Genomic DNA, 19,664 nt, shown 5'->3' with positions numbered 1-19,664 from the left:
CCTCCTTTAAGCAATTAAAATGAACGTATTTATATTCTTAATAAACAATTCAGCAAATTTTATGATATTCTGTGTTTTAATATAATTAATACATACTAAAAAAAAGTATTTTTTTAGTTTTCTTTTAAACGCTTTTCTATCTAAATAATTAGTTTTCTTATTATTTTTCACTAGCTTTTTAATCCATTTTGCAAATGCATCAAAGTCATTTACCATTGCTATCATATTTCCGTTACAAAGATTTTGGTGCATTTCTACTTCCTTTTCTGTTGGATTAACACCAAGACGACAAAGTTGATTTATTCGTATTTTTTTTTCTGCACAAATCTGTTTATCTCTGCTACTCTGTGATGCTTGCTTTGAATGCGTTCTATACTTTAATAAAACTTTATCTATGCAATATAAACGATCATAATAAGTACAATCAACCCAAAGACCATAATCTTGTGCTTTTTCATACCTTTCATCATAAGATAAATTATTCTTTTTTAAAAAATCTGTACGAAACATGACTGTGGGATGAGCTAAACCAACATTTTTAAAAAATAATTCTACTTGCTGTTCTTCACGTGTATCGGCCAAGACATAGTGCGAATACCTGGATTCATTACCAAAAACCTCTGTATCTGTACCCAAAACATTTATTTTGTCATCTTCGCACATTAAATTTACTTGCGTTTCAATACGAAGAGGCATGCAAATATCATCGTCATCCATTCGTGCAATAAACTCTCCATGACAATACTTCAATCCTTGATTTAGGCACTTTGTAAGACCTTTATTCTCAGTATTATTAACGAATACTATTCTATTATCATTAAAAGATTTGATAAAATCTTCCAATCCATCTATAGTTGAGCCATCGTTAACAAAAATTATCTCTAAAAACTTATAACTTTGATCTAAAACGCTTTGTATTGATTCTCTTAAAAAATTTAAATTAGGGTTATAAGAACACATCAGCACTGAAACCAAAGGTTTTCTGTTATTCAATTTTATATCTCCTTTTCATAATATCAAAAGCAAATTTTTTACCAAGAATTTTTGAAATAAAATAAATTGCTTTCATCTTCTTGTTTTTAACATATTTCATATAGTTCATTATCGTTATATCTCCAAAATCGACTCCACCATTATCTCGATACTGTTTTAGTCCACAAAAATATAACTGCATATAGTACAAAATTCCATTCGACTTTGCTATATTCGATAAACTACTTTTTTCAATTAAATTACAATTTATTTTTGCTGTATCCATATATCCTTTGCCTCGTTTCTTCAACCAATCCTTGCTTTTAATTGAAGTTAAGGAACCACTCCTTCTACGAACATCATATATATATATGGGCAAGAATAAAATTTCTCTACAATTATTCATTACCAATGGCAACCATCTATCATCTTCATTTGTAACATTTAAAGGCCATAAAATATTATTATTAACCAAAAAATCTCTTCTAAATATCTTATTCACACCACTTGTAAGTGCAAAAAAATATTTATTTTCTAAGATAAACTCAAAACTGTTACTGTTCTGTTTCTTTTTATGTTCTATTTTACCAAATTCCATTTTTTTATCAAAAATATCAGTATAATACACAGAACCTGCAACAACAACATCTATTTTTCGCTTATATAGTTCTTGATATAATCTTCCATATACATCCTTATCATGTATTCTATCATCCGGATCTACAAAATGAACATATTTTCCTAAGGCACAGTATAATCCTTTATTTCTCGCCGCTGATACACCTTGGTTCTCTTGATAAATAATCTTTATTCGTTGATCTATAAATGCATAAGAATCGCAAATCTCTTTCGATTTATCTGTAGAGCCATCAATCACACATATAATCTCAATATCATCGAATGTTTGAGAAATGAGTGAGTTTAAACACTCACCTACATATTGTTCAACATTATATACTGGTATAACTATTGAAAAAAAAGGGTTGTTATTTAACATCATTTCCTCCAACTTACCCAAAGATTACTAAGATATCTTTTTATTAAACCCACTCTATCATATTTAAAAAAATTAATGAAATTCAAACGAATTCTCTCATCTACTTCAACATTTTGTAAATTTATTTCTTTATACTGATTATTAAGGTCCACATAAAAATCATCTTCAGCAGTACAATTTGTTCTGCTATGCGTTCCACTACCATCATGTCCAATATTTTTAACAAGTGAGTATATAGGAACAATATTGTACATATTATTAGTAAACATTGCATAATCAAACCTAATCGCCCATGAATTAATTCGTTGGTTCATTTGATCATCTAACATTGAAGAACGGTCACTCCCCCAATAATTAAACTTTTTTCTCTGTATAAAGTCAAATCGAAATTTAGCATAATCTTTTACATTCCAATCGATTTTTTGCCAGCGATTTTTCCAAGTCCCCCATGCATAACTACTACATCGCTGTGTTTTTATTATTTCATATTTATATTCCATAGGAATCTTAATTGGCGGAGTATATCCACCTATTGACCAAATTGAATTATTTGATTTATAAAAATCTAAAGCTTCATTCATGTATTTTAAAAATAAAATATCTGGAATTGAATCATCTTCTAATACAATAACTTTATCACTTTTCTCAAAAATATTCGTCACTCCACTAATTACAGCTTTAGATAATCCACGGTTTTTATTCGAACAATAAATATTTACCTCATTAAAATATCCTATTTTAAATCTTTCCGCAACACCCAAAACTTCTTTTTGTTTTGTCAACGCATCCTCATTCTTTGGACCATCGATAAACACAAACAAATCGCTATGTATTGCTTCTGGATTTTTCGCAAGAGCTTCCAATACTTTTATTAAATGCTCAGGACGATTATATGCAAATACTATTATTGGTGCTAAATCCATATTTATTTCACTCTCCAATTTTTGTTATACTAACAATATCTTCATACATTCTTTTTATGGCGTCAAAATTTTGCATTCTATCAAATACTTTCATTCCTGACATTCTCGCATTACTTGCTAGTCTTATTGTTTCTTCATTATTTTCAAATATTTTTCTTATGTAATATGCAAGCATATAAGCTGCATTCGGCTGATACAAATATCCATTTTGTTTATGGACAATAAAATCTGTTATTCCGCCAACATATGAAGAAATTATAGGACATCCTAATAACATTGCTTCACCAACCGAGTTCGAAGAATTCTCAATCATAGACGGTGAAACAAAAACATTACATTTCAAATATCTATTACACATTTCTTCCGCAGATAATTGGCCACATCCAATAACTCTATTTTCTAAATTCATTTTACTAATCTTTTTCTTTAAATACACCGTATAGAGATCTATTTTCCAATTTGGTCCTTCTGGATTTAAACGAGTTCCTGTTGTATATATTTTTATATCTGGATAATCTTTGAGCAACAATCCGACTGCATCTAGAAGCACTCCAAATCCTTTGATTGTATAGTAACTCTGGGATACAAATAATGTATGCTTTTCACATTCATCATATTTCCATTGTTTTTGATAAAATATATCTCTAAGGAATTCGTTACATTTATAATATCTTCTTTTAGGGTTAATTAAATATGTACACGAACAGTCCCATTCTGTTCGCCCTGAAATGTTATTCACAAGACGCAACGCTTTAATTTCATTCATACCACGAATTTCCATCTTTTTCTTCTGCATATAAACATTATCAAAACGAATAAAATCACGTAATGTAAAACCATATCTTACCCACCAAGGAATGCAATCCATATAGTGTTCTGCAATTTTTGAACACAAACCTTGTATAATAACTACAATATGTTCAAGCATACCTTTATTTTTAGCGGCAGTTACTACTTCAAGAGAGTATGGATATTCCGTCCCACACAAATGTATTACTTCTGGCTTATATTGAGTCATAATAGACTCATATATCAACTGTGATTGTCTATCCACTCGATAAATTCCTCTTTTTCTAGGAACACCAATATATGTAACTCCTGATATTAATGTTTGTTCTATTGTTTTAGAGACACAACTATAACATACTAATATTTGATATGATTTAATACCCTGAATTTTATCAATTAACGCTTCTACCCAGCTAGCACATTGAAATAAATTTTTATTTACTTGTCCACTACATACTAACATAATTTTCATTATATAATTTCCTTTTCAATCCACTCAATAATTTTTTTCCCTTGAATAATATTTGTTTTATTTTTCATCACAAAATTTTGTGCCATTTTTCCTTTTTTTTCAAGTTCATCTACAGAGAGTCCCAAAACATTTTTTATACTATTCAGATAACTTACATATTGGTCATCTTCAATACAATAAGTGTAATTAAAATACTCTTCTGGAATTCCCGCTAATTTAGTAGTTAATAATGGTGTCCCAGACGCCATGCACTCTATTACTTTAGAAGGAAACGAATATTTTGCATATCCAACACTAGTAAATCTCGGATTAATCAAAACAGTTGCTTCCATTTGTAGTTTTACAATTTCTTCATTGGTGATTTGACCCCCAAAAAAAATATTTTTATATTTTGAAGTTATTTCAATAATATATTCCTTTAACTCACCATCTCCATAGATGCAAAGTAAAGCATCTGGAATATTTGCATCTATAAACGCTTTAATAAATAATTCCAGTCCAATAGATTTAGTCAATGAACCTGCAAACATACATATTTTTTTTTCAGATTTTCTCATTTGATAATATTGCTCTGCTATTCTGTAGTCACAAGAACCTTCAATTACTATAGACGGTTTTTTTTGATCATTGATAAGATCATCTATGTATTTTGTAAGAATAATATATCCATCATATTTTTCTAATAAATAATTTAATAATTTTTCTTTCTTTGTTCCTGGTATAAGAAATTGTGCCAAATCTGTCACTATACCAACACTTTTTACTCTCATGATTTTGGATACAATATATGTAAGCATAGAGCAAGAAATTGAGTACGAATCACAAATCAAAACAACTTTTTTCTTTTTGTATATCAATCTACTCAAATTAAAAAATAATCCAAGTGTATTGGAAATAGTTCTAATAAATTTAATATTAATTTGGGGAATAATATAATAATTAACTTTATTCTCAATAATATGCACCCCTCTATGAAACTTCTTTTTATTTTTTATACTAATAGGAGGAACACATACTGCAGTAGTTTTTTTATCATTCCCTAACCCCTGAATTAATAGATTATTAAATTTTTGTGCTTGCTGTCCACTACATATTTCTCCAGAAATAAACTTCTCGTTATAATATTTTTCAGGACAAGCTGAACTTACATAAAAAATTTCCACCATAAACCCCTTCTAACTAACTTTTTGCATCTTCAATGACACTCAACATTCCTATTGGAACTAAAAAAATTAAAGCTAATGCAGTATCAATAGGATTTACAATCTCTAGAACAATACAAACAATCATTGTAATAAAGATATATGAATTTATTTTTATGTATTTAAATCTTTTGTAAAATTTTTCGTAAATTGATTTAAAATATATAATAAGAGCCATAATTCCAACTAAACCATATCTTGCCATCATATCAAGAATAATAGAATGCCCGCTTATTTTTGCATCGTCCATTATAAAACCTCCTATGATAGGATGTCTCAAAAATGTTTCCCATGCTTTTGTATAATAATCTACTCTCAATTGCGCATCACTCGTATTTTCTACTCCTATAAGTGAATCAGCAAAATAAGTTAGTCTATTTTGAACAATTCCACCAAAACTATCGCCAACAGAATATAACATATCCGCTATAGGAAACCTTATAAACCATATCACTATAACCATGAGCAAAATCACCAAATACATTGTTTTTCGATTTTCTATTTTGCCAATAATAATACTCGCAATAAGTGCAATCGTGCCTATAATCAGAGCAGTAGTATATGCAGAAGATATTATATAAATATAAATTCCTATAAGCAAAAAAAGTGATAATAGTTTTGAACCCTTTCTATTTCTCAATTCGAAAACTAAAAACGGAATCAAGGCTACACATAAATATACTATTGAAAAACCTCCAAGATTTTTCATATTCATAGTTATAGCATAACTATCAGATGAGTCTCCTATAGTCGCCATAATTCTTGAAGCATAAGGATCAGTTTGTAGAACATTAATAGATGTAATTACCGTAATTAGAAGAAATATTTTTGCACAATTATACACTATTTTTCTATATGGTTTATTATCAGGCATAGTATAATATAATCCACCAAAAACAAGTAATGTCTTTCTTAATAGACGATATATAACTAAAATAATACTAGTTCCAGATAAAAGATCTTCAAATGTTGAAATTAAGGGAATCAATAATAGCGCATATGTGTACTTATTTTTTAATACATCTATATTATACCCAACAAACATAAAATTCAAAAACATAGTCAACAAAATAATCAAATACGTATTGAGTGTTTGGTCAACTATAGGTAGAAGAAGTGTTGACAAATACAGCAACATGGCCATATCTATTCCCCTTAATTTTAATGAATACCCACGTTGCATACTCATTAAATTTCCCCTTTCTTTTTATTAAATAGGATAATCAATAAATCCGTTCTGAAGTTTTTTTCGATTCTTTATAGCATATAAAATCGCTTGTAATAAATCCAGTGGTCTTTCACAAGATATTATTCTTATTATTAATTTACAAAAATCACACCAGAGCATCGAACATCTAGACAATACTCCCATATGATGTTTATAACTTAAATACCAACGATTAATAACATACATAAATGTACTTTTTCTATTTGGTATTCTATACTCTTGGCTAACTAAATGTTTCACGTGTATTTGAGGTGTCAAAATACATCTTTTGTTTTCATTAAGCGAACATTTATAATACATATATGTAAAATCCAAATCCTCCGCATAAGCATAACCAGAAAAATTTTCATCCCAAGTAAGCTTGTATTTGTTTATTATAGATTTTTTAACCACAAAGAAAAAACCCATAGCCCAAACAGTCTCAATCGGGTGATCAATTTTCCCATTTGGAAATCTACCAAGTACCGATAAGGTAATATGACCAATATTCCTATTTTTAATTGATTTAGTCCCAATGAAATAACCTATCCTTGAGGTACTTTCAGACATATTATCATCTATCCCTGCAATCATAGCTAATGAATCGTCTCTCATTAACTTATAAACATTGTTTATCGTATCACTATATATATCAACATCGTCATCAGAATAAATTATAATTTCTTCTGATGCTTTATGAAAGGCAGTATTTCTAGCTTTTGTTGATGATGCTTGTTCTTGATAAACATATATCATATCTGCAACATCTTTATAACCATTCATTATTGCTATATTTTCTTTGATTATTCTATTATCATTACTTTGATCCACAACTATTATCTGTTTTGGTATATACTTTCCACCCATATATCCTGCAATAGTTTTTTTTAGTGATTGCGGCCTATTCATTGTAGGTATTAATACAGATACCGGTAATGTTTTCATATTTATCTCCTATTATGATATTTAAAAAATATAATCAATCTTACATATAATTTAAACAATATACTGAAAACATAAATACAACCTTGGTGATTATGTTTTTATTTAATATTTAGAATTCTTAAATGTTCCTGTGTTACTTTTTCAATAGTATATGACTGTATTTTTTTTAGATTATTATTTGACATATAAATTAATAATTCTTTATCTAACAGAATTTCAAGAATTCTATTTTCTAATTCATCATCATCACCAACTGGCACGATGTAACCATTTTCTCCATTTTTTATCAATTCAAGCCCTGCAACACATTTATCTGTTGTAATAATTGGTAGCCCATTTGCCATGGCCTCATTAATCACAAGACCCCAAACGTCATATATTGTCATTAAAACAAATAAATCTGATGCCCTATAGTATAGTTTTAACTCATTCTTATTCTTGAAATCAATAAAATGGACATTTGTTGCTTTCAATTTTTCTCTCATATTAATAAATTCTTCAGTAGGGCTATCTCCAATTATATAGAAACCATATTCTTTTGGTAATCTAGATGCAACTTTCATAACCACATCATAACCTTTACCATAACCATTTAAGTATGAAAATCTACCTACTGAAAGAATAATTTTTTCTTCACTCATCCCCAATTTACGGCGAAGATCTGTTTTTTCACTCTCAGAAATATGTTCTGAAATAATATCTTTCTTTAATAGAGATGTAAAAGGATATCTATGCAATTGTTCCCTTCGTGCCCCATATGCTAAATAATAATTATCGTGCTCATTACCAGTACTAAAATAACCATTTGCGCCAGAAATAATGTGTTTTTTAAGTTTTTCTTTAAATCCTTTCCCATTTTTTGCAATACCGCCATCGCTTTCTAACCAATAAGCTATATGATGTCTCTTCATATATTCAATAGCCAGTATTCCTGTTGGAGAACTAAAGGTAGAGCATATAATATGGTCAAAAGATTTATCCTTAACATATTTTATTACACTTGGACAAAATGCTGAATCTACTGAAACTGACTTCCCTTTTAAAAAAATTCCTATAAAATTTTTAAATACATATTTTTCCCATGAATCGTTTCTTTCTTCAGACGCCTTTTTTTCAAATAATACAGTCAAATTACAATATTTGCCTAATTCATTAAAAAAACTCACTCTATATGGTGACGGAATATTTGTAATAAATAGTACTTTCAAACTTATCATCTCACATTGTTAACACAATAATTTTCTAATTTTTTTGCTTATAATATAATTCAATATATTTCCTTAACATATCATTTCTATCAGATATAGATGTATTTAAAGAAAGTTGTTTTTGTAATAAATTCACTACATCTAATATATCACCTTTATCAACTACATTTTGATTAGGAACAGATTCTATGCTACCGCCTGTTCTATACGTAATACAAGGTGTACCACATGCCTGAGCCTCTAGATTAGTTGTAGGATAATTATCTTCATACGTCATATTAACAAAATAATCAGAAGCCGAGTATATTTCAGCAAGCTCTTTAGTATCATTTGTCTTTGAAATTAATAGCACTCCATTTGGCGCATTCTTGATTTCATCTTTACTTATGCCAACTAAAACAATTACATAGTTTAAATCTAGTCTATTTCTTAGTTTAAAAAAATCATCGATTCCCTTTTTTTTACTCCAAGTACTCGCTACTCCCAAAACAACTTTTTTATCTTCAATGCTTTTATTTCTTTTAAAGTCACTTACTGTCGGCTTAAAAATATTCAAATCAATACCGTTATTTATAACTTTAATTGGATAGGATTTTAAAAAACTTTCTTCTACTAAACCTCTCAACCATTTTGATGGAACAACAACTGTTAAATTTTTTATATCTGAAAAAATTTTTTTCTTCTTTTCCCAGTTTTTATTTGAGGAATCCATAAAATAACTAGAAGGGTATTCTGTTTTTTGTTTACAATTTCCGCATCCATCTTTCCATCTATTGCAACCAATAAAGTCAAAATGAGCACAATGACCAGTGAATGGCCAACAATCATGAAGTGTCCAGACTATTTTTTTATTACTACTTTTTAAATATCTGAATAACATTTCTATATTAATATAATAACCATGTAAATTATGTAGGTGTATAACATCAGGATCATATTCTTGCATCCACTTAATAAATTTTCTCGTAGCACTTTTACTACAAAAACCAGAACAATCAAACATTCGCGCTTTTATGGCATGTAATCTAACATCTATTTCATTTCCTATTCTTACCGCATACTTTTTAAATTGCTCTGGAACATTTTCACGCCCATAAGCAATTTTAACAATATGACCCTGTTTCTCTAATTCAACGGCTAGATCAGTACATATTCTTCCCGTACTTCGAATACCACAAACAGAATTAATCATTAATATTTTCATTATTTTCTCCTAACAATTAATATACTGGGATAGATGTTCAAAAAACTTTTCTTTTGAAAAAGTATTCATATAGTATTCTCTATTTTTCGCCCCTATTTGACAAGCTAAATTCGATTTATATAGCTTTAAAATATTACTTGCCAACTCAGATGAATCTTCTGCTTTTCCACAAAATCCATTTTGAACTTTATTTAAAAGTAATGATGTTTCACCATTGATTGCTCCAACTATAGGTTTTCCTGCTGCCATATATGTCTGTACTTTTCCCGGTAATGTTAATGATAAAACATCATCATTTATTAATGTTACAATCATAGCATCAGACATATTATAATATTTTGTCATCTCTTCAATAGGTTTTCTGCCATAAAAAATCACATTATCTAGATTATTGTTCTCAGCTTTCTCTTTAATTCTATTCAATTCTATTCCATCACCTACTATATGAATAAATATATTATGATGATTTTTAAGAATTATAGCAGCATCAATAATAGTTTCAACACTTTGTGCAACACCAATATTTCCGGCAAAAAGCAAGTTAAATTCATTATCATTTTGCCTTTTAGGCTTTAAATTTAAAAACTGAGACTCAGAATATTGAGGTAAATATTTAATTTTACTTTTATCCATTCTAAAAGAATTATTCAAATGATCAATAAACATTTTTGATGAAACCAAAATCTCATCAGATGAATTATAAATTTTTGCTGAAACCACTTTAAAGAATTTATAAATTATAGATTTACTCGATATTCCTCCAACTCTGAGACTATCTGGCCATAAATCCAAACAATAAAGTATAAGCTTTTTATTAAACTTTTTTTTGTATAAAATCCCCGCCTCTGCCATCATAATAGGAGATAGCTGATTCACAAAAACAAGATCATATTCATCTTTAAGTGTTCTAATATATTCTTTGGAAGCTCTTGCATAACTAAAATAATTTCTTAAGCGATTGATACTTCCTGTTTTTCTTGGTGCACTCATACATCTATGTATTTTCACGCCATTAAGAGTTTCATCCATCTTCTTTCCATTTTCATAACCTCTATATACTTCACCCATAGGATAATTTGGAGTACCTGTCACCACTGTAACTTCATGTCCCATAGATACAAGCGTTTCACAAATATCTGTAATTCTAAATGGTTCAGGATAATAATATTGACAAATAACAAGTATTTTCATTTTTTAACTCTTTCCTTTTTCAGTTCTCCAGTTCCGCCTTCAACAACGCCGTCATGTTTAACTACTGAAATTATTGTACCGAAAAAGCACTTCACATCAAGTATAAAACTAATATTCTTTACGTACTCGCCGTCTATTCTTGCTTTTTCTTCTATTTCTAATTCGTCTCTTCCGTTAATCTGTGCCAAACCTGTAAGTCCTGGTCTTACATCATTAGCTCCATATTTATCTCTTTCTTCTATGAGGTCATACTGGTTCCAAAGCGCCGGTCTTGGCCCTATTACACTCATCTTACCAGTCAATATACAAAACATCTGCGGCAATTCATCAAGTGATGTTTTTCTTAAAAACTTTCCTATTTTTGTTATAAACTGATCAGGGTTTTTCAAAAGATGTGTAGGTGCATCTTTTGGTGTATCAGTTCTCATTGTTCTAAATTTTAGAATATTAAAATGTGTCTTATGTATTCCAACTCGTTTTTGTTTAAAAAGAACAGGTCCTTTTGAATCAAGTTTAATACACAACGCTATTATTAACATAGGGATTGCAAGAACAATAATTCCAAAAAAAGACATGATGATATCAATCAAACGCTTAATAAATTTTTTATACACTTCTACACTGCACACCCTTCCATTTAATTTTTTAATCAGCATTTACCGTCTTCATTTCCTCAGTTTCTGCAGCCTTGCGGTTTACCTCTTCTGGGGATTTGAATGTTGGGACTGCTTTTTTCATAGCTTGTTTTACTGTTTCGTCGTTATTGGTATGAACGGCAGTTCTGAGTATATCAAGCTTCTTTGAGATTTCTTCCATTGCAAGTGGTTTATCTCTTTCTATGAAGATCAGGCTATTTTCTGTTTTATCGAGATCTTCATTTTTTATCAAAAGCTCTTCATACAGCTTCTCACCAGGTCTCAAGCCTGTTTCTATGATATTTATATCCTTATATGGTTCAAAACCTGAAAGTCTTATCATATTCTCGGCAAGCTCCAATATTTTTACCGGCTTACCCATATCAAGTACGAAAAGCTCGCCGTTTTTTGCCATAGCTCCGGAAATAAGCACCAGCTGTGCAGCTTCCGGAATTGTCATAAAGTATCTTATGATTCTCTTATCGGTCAAAGTTACCGGACCGCCGTTTGCAATCTGTCTTTTAAACAACGGTATAACAGAACCGTTAGAACCCAAAACATTTCCAAATCTTGTAGCTGAGAAGTTTGTTTTACTCTTTCTGCTCTGCACAATCATTTCGCACATACGTTTTGTTGCACCCATTACGTTTGTTGGGTTAACAGCCTTATCTGTGGAAATCATTGTAAACTTTTCAACGCCATACTTCTCGGAAACTTCAACTATATTCAATGTTCCGAAAACGTTATTCTTAACTGATTCACAGCAGTTGTGCTCCATAAGCGGTACATGCTTATGAGCAGCAGCGTGAAGTACAATCTGTGGGCGATAAGTATCGAAAACTTTTTCAAGCTGTTCCCTATCGCAGATTGAAATGATTTCAACACACAGATCAAGAGAAGCACCATATGCCATTTTAAGTTCCTGCTGAATGTCATATGCTCCGTTTTCATAAACATCGAGAATTATGAGCTTCTTTGGTCCCATCTTTGCTATCTGACGTGACAACTCGCTACCTATTGAACCGCCGCCGCCGGAAATCAAGATAACCTTATCTTTATAATAATTTCTTGTCTGCTCGTTGATGAAATCAACCTGATTTCTGAACAAGAGTTCTTCTATTGAGAATTCTCTCATATGGCGTTTACCGCCTGTCTTGTTTACAGACTTAGCAGTTGGGTAGTCGTAAACCTTGAGCTTATATCCGCTTGACTTATATTTTTCGTAAAGCTCACGCTTCTTCTCAGAATCGATCTCAGGAACTGCAAATATTATTTCCTGAATCGGAAATTCTGAAAGAGAATTTATTGTTGCATCATCCTCTGACAAAACCGGAAGTCCGTTGATATTTCTACCGACCTTCATCTGGTCTATGTCTATAAAGCATTTAGGCTCGTATGCTGCGTTTGGATTATTCATAAGCTCATCTGCCAGCATAACACCTACACGTCCTGCACCTACAATGGCTATATTTATTCTTCTGCGCTTATGCAAGTCATCTTTTTCATCTTCACGCAATCCTGTTAATGATGATGTAGATTTTCTTACAAAGCTTCTCAAATTTGATTCGTCCGCAGAATGTTCGTAAAGAAGCTTATACACAAATCTAAAAGTGATTGAAGCAAGCAAGTTCATTGCTATAGCTGTCATAAACACTATGGCGCTGACTTTTTCAAATGGGAAAAACAACTGAATAAAAGCATAAGCTATCGCGCCTATAAAATCGCAAAATACAAGCATCAAATAGGATTTAGTACCTGCATATCGCCAAATCTGCTTATATGTTCCACCGATAAACCTTGAAACAAACACAGCTAAAATAGCCACGACCGCTTGAATTATTACATTCCACCAAGACAACGCAATCAACTTATATGATACAAAAAACAGAGAAACACACAAAACAAGTATCATCAAAATAAAGTCATATGCTACTAACTGCCATCTAATTCCGTTCTTCAAATCGTCTCTTTTTTTCAAAACCCTTTGCTCCTATCCCTTAATTTATTACAACAATTTTTAGATAGTTCCAAATCAATTGTAAAAAATCGTTTATTATCTTGTATAGCCATAAACATAGGAAAATACAGTATTATTTCCGGTTAAGACACAATACTACATTTATCTTTCTATGTTATTTTATTACTTATAAGTATTGTTGTCAATGGAAGAAAAAATTTTTATATATATGTTTTATATCATGCTATAAACCAAATAAAATTTAGCGAAAATCATCAAAAAAGAAGATTGTATGCGATGATTGTATTTTATTGTTGTAATTTATTTTCACATTATGTAAAATCAATTCAAATTCTATGTTAAAAATATGTAAAAATATAAAAATAAATATATATTTAAATCTTTTTTTCTTTTTACTGCCATGACTTTCCTTAATATACAAAAATTTGATAAAAAAACGTTCTGAAAATTCCATATTTTCTTGACTTTTCTCCTTTTTAGAGCAATAGATACAATGTGAAAAGGAGGCTCTAATATGGATGATAAATATTACGCTAACGAAACAGATTTTCGATTTGCAGAATGTGTATTTTACCACATGGCAGAAGACAAAATTATTACTTTCGATGAATACGAAAAGCTTCGTGACAGGCTTTTGGATATCTACACTTCTCCTGTCAGTGAGTTGGAAAGAGGTTTATCATGGAAAACAAGAAAATCACTAAAATAATCAAAGAACCATTATCAAATGAGATTGAAAAAAAATTGTTAAAAAACAAAAAAGCTGCGGCCTATGCCAGGGTATCCAGCAGTTCGGCCGAACAGAGGACAAGCCTTGACACACAGGTAAAATACTATAAAGCACTAATCAGCAAAAAAGAAAATTGGGATTTTATAGAAATTTACTATGATTACGGTATATCTGGATTATCCTGCAAAAAGCGCGACGGTTTTAACAGAATGGTTGACGATGCCCTTGCCGGAAAGATAGATTTGGTAATCACTAAATCCCTTTCCAGATTTGCAAGGAATACTGTTGACACACTTTTAGTTCTTAGAAAGCTTACAGCTGCCGGAGTTGCGGTATATTTTGAAAAGGAAAACATAAACACCCTTGATTCTGACGGTGAATTTATGATTACTCTTTTAAGCAGTCTTGCACAGGAGGAGAGCCGCTCTATGTCGCGCAATATCACTTGGGGACACAGAAAAAGGTTTTCAGACGGAAAATACTCCGTGGCCTACTCCCACTTTCTGGGATACGACAGAGGAAAAGACGGAACTCCTGTTGTAAATCCTGAGGAAGCCAAAATCGTGAGACTTATTTACAGGCTTTATTTTTTAGGTGCCAACTTTGGCGGAATATGCGATTATTTAAACAAATGCAATATATTAACCCCCTGCGGAAATGACAGTTGGGATATATCCACTGTAAAGCGTATTCTTACAAATGAAAAATACAAGGGCGACGCACTGTTACAGAAGACTTATAAAGCACATTTTCTGGATAAACGTGCAAAAAAGAATAACGGAGCAGTTCCACAACACTATGTAAGTAATGGACACGAAGCTATAATTCCTCCTGAAATATTCGACCTTTTACAGGAAGAGATTGAGATGAGAAAAAATCTTTTGCCTGGCTGTAAAAGCAAAATCACCCTTAATAACAAAGTGATTTGCGGTCTGTGCGGAAGCTCGTATATGAGAAGTAAAAACTTTTGGCGTTGCCGAAATCTATATGACAGACAAAAGCACTGCCCCAACATAAAAAACGATTATCTTGAAAAGTCCTGCGCCGCTGTTTTGAAAAAAGAGTTCAGTCAGCGTGTAAGTGTTATTGAAACCTGCGGCGCTCTATTGTCAGAAATAAGGCCGGAAATGGCCAAAAGAGAGTGTATAAACAAATTTTCGATTACGTTAAAAATACAGACTCACTTTATTATGACGATTGGCTATGGAGAACTGCAATAAAAAATATAACTGTGACAGAAAATAAGGATTTAATATTTACTTTTACAGATAGTCATAAAATTGTTCTAAATAATCAGATATATCGCTGAACATTTTTTCGATTTTTTTCAAAAAAGTATTTACAAATGCGAAAAAACATTCTATAATTATATTATAAACATTTGTTCGCGACATTCACGACAATAATATCAATTAGGAATTGCTTTGATTTTTAGAGCTTTTCTCCTGTTGATTTTATAATATATAAAGGAAAGAGGTTTTTTGCATGAAACAAAAAATGAAGTGTCCGCTCTGTAACAAGCGTGCCTTTGACATTTCTTCTTTGCCAAAGGAAGAATTGAAAATTGAACTGAAATGACTCACTGTCACAACCTTGTGGTTGTCCCATGCAATGCCCAGTCGGCGTTGCCGGAACGAAAGAACGAAATACGTTCAAAAGTCTCATAACAATTAAATCACATAAGAACATAAGAACATAAAAAAATAAAACATACCGAGCAACGGAGCCGAGTGTGAGCTACCAAATGGCCGGATGATTTACGAAACGCAAGTTTTGTAGTCATCCGGCTTTTTGTGTTTCGCAAACGACTCTGTTTTTATTTTTGGCGGTTCATCTTGGCTCCTGAAAGGAGCTAAGCATGAAGATAGAATACAAATTTATAGATGAAGTTGTAACCATTGATATTGAAGAATACTGGGGAGAAATTATTTTAGACCTGGACAGACTTGAATACAACGTAAACCACAAGGAAACTCGCAGACATACCTCTCTGGACAGCTACTTATACGAGGGAAAGGATTTTGCCTGTGAGGATAAGGAGCTTTACAAGCTTTTTGAAGAGGATCAGGAGAAAAAACTGCATATTGCTATCTCAAAACTGAAACCAAAGCAACAGGAACTTATCAAATCCGTGTTCTTTAAAAATATCAGCCTTACCGACTATGCAAAAAATGAGGGCGTCACTGTTTCCGCTGTTTCTCAGAGATTGAGCACTGCTTTAAAAAAATTAAAAAAAATTTTCTGAATCCTTAAAAAAGCCTTTTCCAGTGGCTATATAGTGAAGGACTTAAAAATCCCCTTCAGAAAGGATTGAATATATGAAACACAGCTTAAATATAAGCCTTTCAAAATCACAAAAAGGCAATAATGTTCTGCGATGCAAAAATGTCCTTATAAGAGAAAAGCTTTTAACTCTTATATTAGGCAGATTGCAAGGGGTAACAATTATCGTTCCCGGGAACACAGTCAACAAAATTGCCATATCAGAAAACAACGGTGGTGATTAAATGGATGAAAACTTTTCTTTGATTATGCCCATAAAGGTAAAACCCTATGAACATCAATTCAACGCTTTCAAGTTTGCCTGTGAAAAATTCGGATTGCTTCCCGGAAGCTCCCGAAGCAGAGGAGTTGCACTGCTTATGGAGATGGGAACCGGAAAAACTCTCACAAGCATAGGAATTGCGGGAGCATTGTATTTGTCCGGAAAGATAAAGAAAGTTCTGGTTGTATCGCCATTATCAATAGTGTGTGTTTGGGAACAGGAGTTTCAAAGGTTTGCAGACTTCCCCTACACCGTAACTGTTCTTAAAGGAACTAAAGAGGATAAGATAAAAGCTTTGAATGATATAGACAGCAATGCACTTCAGGTGGTTATCGTAAATTATGAAAGCGCATGGCGAATTGAAAAAGAGCTTTTAAGCTTTAATCCAGACCTTATTATTGCCGATGAGGGCCACAAGCTCAAGGAAGCGAGAACTTCCCAGTCAAAAGCCATGCATCATCTCGGTAACAAAGCCGGTTATAAGCTTCTGCTTACCGGCACTGTTATAACAAACCGTGAGCTTGATGTCTTTTCCCAATACAAATTTTTAGACCCTAACATATTCGGCGACAGCTTCTACGCTTTCAGGAACAAATATTTTGACATGGTGGGTTACGGCAATCATATACCGAGATTTAAAAATTCTATGACAAATGATTTTCTTATGAAAATGCACTCGGAAGCATTCAGAGTTACAAAGGATGAATGTCTCGACCTTCCGAAAATAACCGAGGAGGTTCGCTATGTGGAGCTTGAGCCTATTGCAATGAAATTATACAAAAATATCGAAAAGGACAGCTATACCCAGATTTCTCAGTCTGAAGTTTCCGCTGTGAATATTCTCACTAAGCTTTTAAGGCTCTCTCAGGTTACCGGAGGACATCTCACCGATGACGAAGGCAAAATATTTATGGTGAGTAAGGCAAAGCTCGACGCCCTTTCAGATATTATCGAAAGAGCAAAAAGCGAGGACAAAAAAATAATTGTTATGGCAAGGTTTGTCACCGAGCTTAATGACATAGAAAAACTGCTTCAAAGAAAAAACATAAAATATTCCGCTGTTCGTGGCGGTACAAAAAACCGCTGTGAGGAAATCAGGCGTTTTCAGGAAGATAAGGACTGTTCTGTATTTTTAGGTCAGATTGCCGCAGCAGGTCTTGGAATCACACTCACTGCCGCATCAACAATGGTTTTCTACTCTCTTGACTACAGCATGAGCAATTTTGAGCAGGCAAAGGCGAGAATCCACAGGGTATCTCAAAAGGAGAACTGTCACTATATTTACCTTATTGCCAAAAACACAGTGGATAAGAAAATCCTCTATTCCCTGCGCCACAAGGTTGACCTTGCCAAAACATTGGTTGACGACTACCGAAAGGGAATCAACCCATTTCAATAACTTTCAGTAAAGGAAACATTACATATGGAAAATAAAATGCTTACACTTGCAGACAATCTCAAATCACTTCGTGATGAAAAGAAACAGCTTGAGGACAAGCTTAAAAATATCAACTCACAAATAGATGAAACGGACTACAGACTTGCCATAGCTATGGCTGAATCTGAAACACAAAACTTCACCCACAGCGGAACTATGTTCTGTCTTACCACAAAAATGAGGGTTTCACCCCTTGTCGAACAAAAGAGCTATCTGTTTGAAGAGCTCAAAAATAAAGGATATGGCGATTTAATTTATGAAACCGTAAATTCAAACTCACTTTCTGCCTTTGTAAAGGAACAGATGGCGGAAAACAACGACACTCTCCCCAACTGGCTTATAGGCTTGGTGAGAGTATTTGAAAAAACTACAGTTACCGTAAGAAAAACATCAAAGTAAAGAAAGGAAAAAAGACTATGAATAACACGAATGAAATAAGCAAAACAAACAACAGCGGATTTCTTGCAGTAAAGGACTTTAATCTCAACAACATGGTTTCTCAGGAAATGGAAGGTCTTAATGTTTCCTTTGAAAGAATAAAAATCCCCTCCGGAGGAACAACAATGTTTGAAATTCCAGGCGACAACCCCGACGAACCAGAAAATGTTAAGGAGTTTTCCGCCGTTATTCTCTATCATCACCCCTTGTACTCCTATTATAAGGACAAATACACAGGCGGCAGCAATCCTCCCGATTGCAGCAGTACCGACGGTATGTTCGGTAACGGTGTTCCGGGAGGCAAATGCTCGGAATGTCCCTACAATCAGTTCGGCTCGGGAGAAAACGGCTCAAAAGCATGTAAAAACAGACGCAGACTTTATATTCTCCGTGAGGGAGAAATATTTCCTATGATTTTATCGCTTCCCACAAGCTCTCTTAATGATTTTAGCCGCTATCTTATGCGACAGCTTTCAAAGGGCAACAAGTCAAACATGATTGTAACACGTTTTTCCCTGAAAAAAGCCGTAAACAACAGCGGAATTTCCTATTCACAGGCACAATTCTCTCTTGAGCGCAAGCTTACCCCTGAGGAATATACATTTATATCAGCCATGAGCGAGCAGGTAAAGGAATTTAAAAACAATGTAAGCTATGAAGCAGAGGACAACCTATCAATCACAGTTGACCCGGAAACCGGCGAGGTTATTGGAACATAAACCTATAAAAATGTGCGGGGAGCTTTCTCTCCGCACAATACCGCTTTTTTATAAAATCTTTAATTTTAGGA

18 protein-coding genes are annotated in these 19,664 nt (G+C 32.4%); 6 read left to right on the top strand and 12 right to left on the bottom strand.

Annotated features, from left to right (window positions below; translation table 11 throughout):
• Positions 1–6: 6 nt before the first annotated feature.
• The 12 genes from B5F08_RS11455 to B5F08_RS13570 all read right to left on the bottom strand — a co-directional run bounded on the left by B5F08_RS11455 (position 7) and on the right by B5F08_RS13570 (position 13,723).
• Complete coding sequence (locus tag B5F08_RS11455) at positions 7–993, bottom strand: glycosyltransferase (protein ID WP_087379539.1); 987 nt, start codon at positions 991–993, stop codon at positions 7–9.
• The gene (locus B5F08_RS11450; RefSeq protein WP_204245200.1) at positions 986–1,969 is read right to left on the bottom strand and encodes a glycosyltransferase family 2 protein; all 984 of its coding nucleotides are present in this window, start codon (positions 1,967–1,969) and stop codon (positions 986–988) included. Before B5F08_RS11450 ends, B5F08_RS11455 begins: the two co-directional genes overlap by 8 nt.
• Entirely contained in the window at positions 1,969–2,892 is a 924-nt protein-coding gene (locus B5F08_RS11445) for a hypothetical protein (RefSeq protein ID WP_087379533.1), read from the bottom strand. The genes B5F08_RS11450 and B5F08_RS11445 overlap by 1 nt, the downstream gene beginning before the upstream one ends.
• Positions 2,893–2,899: 7 nt before the next feature.
• Positions 2,900–4,153 (bottom strand): glycosyltransferase family 4 protein, encoded by a 1,254-nt coding sequence (locus tag B5F08_RS11440; protein ID WP_087379530.1) that lies wholly within the window; start codon positions 4,151–4,153, stop codon positions 2,900–2,902.
• Positions 4,153–5,319, bottom strand: a complete 1,167-nt coding sequence (locus B5F08_RS11435; protein WP_087379527.1) for a glycosyltransferase — start codon at positions 5,317–5,319, stop codon at positions 4,153–4,155. Before B5F08_RS11435 ends, B5F08_RS11440 begins: the two co-directional genes overlap by 1 nt.
• A 13-nt stretch (positions 5,320–5,332) precedes the next feature.
• On the bottom strand, positions 5,333–6,544 hold the full coding sequence (locus tag B5F08_RS11430) for an O-antigen ligase family protein (RefSeq protein ID WP_087379524.1): 1,212 nt from the start codon (positions 6,542–6,544) through the stop codon (positions 5,333–5,335).
• 21 nt (positions 6,545–6,565) lie between these two features.
• Entirely contained in the window at positions 6,566–7,507 is a 942-nt protein-coding gene (locus B5F08_RS11425) for a glycosyltransferase family 2 protein (RefSeq protein ID WP_087379521.1), read from the bottom strand.
• A gap of 98 nt (positions 7,508–7,605) precedes the next feature.
• Positions 7,606–8,715, bottom strand: coding sequence for a glycosyltransferase family 4 protein (locus B5F08_RS11420; RefSeq protein ID WP_087379518.1), 1,110 nt, complete (start codon positions 8,713–8,715; stop codon positions 7,606–7,608).
• Positions 8,716–8,749: 34 nt separating this feature from the next.
• On the bottom strand, positions 8,750–9,919 hold the full coding sequence (locus B5F08_RS11415) for a glycosyltransferase (RefSeq protein WP_087379515.1): 1,170 nt from the start codon (positions 9,917–9,919) through the stop codon (positions 8,750–8,752).
• Positions 9,920–9,928: 9 nt separating this feature from the next.
• A complete protein-coding gene (locus tag B5F08_RS11410; RefSeq protein ID WP_087379512.1) occupies positions 9,929–11,110 on the bottom strand; it encodes a glycosyltransferase family 4 protein in 1,182 nt (393 codons plus the stop codon).
• Entirely contained in the window at positions 11,107–11,766 is a 660-nt protein-coding gene (locus B5F08_RS11405) for a sugar transferase (RefSeq protein ID WP_087379509.1), read from the bottom strand. Before B5F08_RS11405 ends, B5F08_RS11410 begins: the two co-directional genes overlap by 4 nt.
• Complete coding sequence (locus B5F08_RS13570) at positions 11,756–13,723, bottom strand: nucleoside-diphosphate sugar epimerase/dehydratase (RefSeq protein ID WP_242968446.1); 1,968 nt, start codon at positions 13,721–13,723, stop codon at positions 11,756–11,758. Before B5F08_RS13570 ends, B5F08_RS11405 begins: the two co-directional genes overlap by 11 nt.
• A 514-nt stretch (positions 13,724–14,237) precedes the next feature.
• Here B5F08_RS13570 and B5F08_RS11390 point away from each other — a divergent pair.
• From B5F08_RS11390 to B5F08_RS11360, 6 genes are all read left to right on the top strand, one after another.
• Positions 14,238–14,432, top strand: coding sequence for an SHOCT domain-containing protein (locus tag B5F08_RS11390; protein WP_087379503.1), 195 nt, complete (start codon positions 14,238–14,240; stop codon positions 14,430–14,432).
• Positions 14,405–15,673 (top strand): recombinase family protein, encoded by a 1,269-nt coding sequence (locus B5F08_RS11385; protein ID WP_087379500.1) that lies wholly within the window; start codon positions 14,405–14,407, stop codon positions 15,671–15,673. The genes B5F08_RS11390 and B5F08_RS11385 overlap by 28 nt, the downstream gene beginning before the upstream one ends.
• A gap of 638 nt (positions 15,674–16,311) precedes the next feature.
• Positions 16,312–16,698, top strand: a complete 387-nt coding sequence (locus B5F08_RS11380) for a sigma factor-like helix-turn-helix DNA-binding protein (protein WP_087379498.1) — start codon at positions 16,312–16,314, stop codon at positions 16,696–16,698.
• Positions 16,699–16,960: 262 nt separating this feature from the next.
• On the top strand, positions 16,961–18,397 hold the full coding sequence (locus B5F08_RS11370) for a DEAD/DEAH box helicase (protein WP_087379491.1): 1,437 nt from the start codon (positions 16,961–16,963) through the stop codon (positions 18,395–18,397).
• Between the two features lie 24 nt (positions 18,398–18,421).
• Entirely contained in the window at positions 18,422–18,835 is a 414-nt protein-coding gene (locus B5F08_RS11365; RefSeq protein ID WP_087379488.1) for a gp33 family protein, read from the top strand.
• A 17-nt stretch (positions 18,836–18,852) separates the two neighbouring features.
• Positions 18,853–19,593 (top strand): hypothetical protein, encoded by a 741-nt coding sequence (locus B5F08_RS11360; RefSeq protein ID WP_087379485.1) that lies wholly within the window; start codon positions 18,853–18,855, stop codon positions 19,591–19,593.
• Positions 19,594–19,664: the final 71 nt, after the last annotated feature.

Source organism: Anaeromassilibacillus sp. An172 (genome assembly GCF_002160515.1).
Taxonomy (GTDB): Bacteria; Bacillota; Clostridia; order Oscillospirales; family Acutalibacteraceae; genus Limousia; species Limousia pullorum.
The sequence above is the reverse complement of the archived record's forward strand: the minus strand, read 5'-3'. Positions and strand labels throughout refer to the sequence as shown.

Bases quoted from the DNA above. Each gene is read 5' to 3' on its own strand.
- B5F08_RS11450 (WP_204245200.1), bottom strand. From the start codon at position 1,969: ATGTTAAATAACAACCCTTTTTTTTCAATAGTTATACCAGTATATAAT.
- B5F08_RS11445 (WP_087379533.1), bottom strand. From the start codon at position 2,892: ATGGATTTAGCACCAATAATAGTATTTGCATATAATCGTCCTGAGCAT.
- B5F08_RS11440 (WP_087379530.1), bottom strand. From the start codon at position 4,153: ATGAAAATTATGTTAGTATGTAGTGGACAAGTAAATAAAAATTTATTT.
- B5F08_RS11435 (WP_087379527.1), bottom strand. From the start codon at position 5,319: ATGGTGGAAATTTTTTATGTAAGTTCAGCTTGTCCTGAAAAATATTAT.
- B5F08_RS11430 (WP_087379524.1), bottom strand. From the start codon at position 6,544: ATGAGTATGCAACGTGGGTATTCATTAAAATTAAGGGGAATAGATATG.
- B5F08_RS11425 (WP_087379521.1), bottom strand. From the start codon at position 7,507: ATGAAAACATTACCGGTATCTGTATTAATACCTACAATGAATAGGCCG.
- B5F08_RS11415 (WP_087379515.1), bottom strand. From the start codon at position 9,919: ATGAAAATATTAATGATTAATTCTGTTTGTGGTATTCGAAGTACGGGA.
- B5F08_RS11410 (WP_087379512.1), bottom strand. From the start codon at position 11,110: ATGAAAATACTTGTTATTTGTCAATATTATTATCCTGAACCATTTAGA.
- B5F08_RS11405 (WP_087379509.1), bottom strand. From the start codon at position 11,766: ATGCTGATTAAAAAATTAAATGGAAGGGTGTGCAGTGTAGAAGTGTAT.
- B5F08_RS11390 (WP_087379503.1), top strand. From the start codon at position 14,238: ATGGATGATAAATATTACGCTAACGAAACAGATTTTCGATTTGCAGAA.
- B5F08_RS11385 (WP_087379500.1), top strand. From the start codon at position 14,405: ATGGAAAACAAGAAAATCACTAAAATAATCAAAGAACCATTATCAAAT.
- B5F08_RS11380 (WP_087379498.1), top strand. From the start codon at position 16,312: ATGAAGATAGAATACAAATTTATAGATGAAGTTGTAACCATTGATATT.
- B5F08_RS11370 (WP_087379491.1), top strand. From the start codon at position 16,961: ATGGATGAAAACTTTTCTTTGATTATGCCCATAAAGGTAAAACCCTAT.
- B5F08_RS11365 (WP_087379488.1), top strand. From the start codon at position 18,422: ATGGAAAATAAAATGCTTACACTTGCAGACAATCTCAAATCACTTCGT.
- B5F08_RS11360 (WP_087379485.1), top strand. From the start codon at position 18,853: ATGAATAACACGAATGAAATAAGCAAAACAAACAACAGCGGATTTCTT.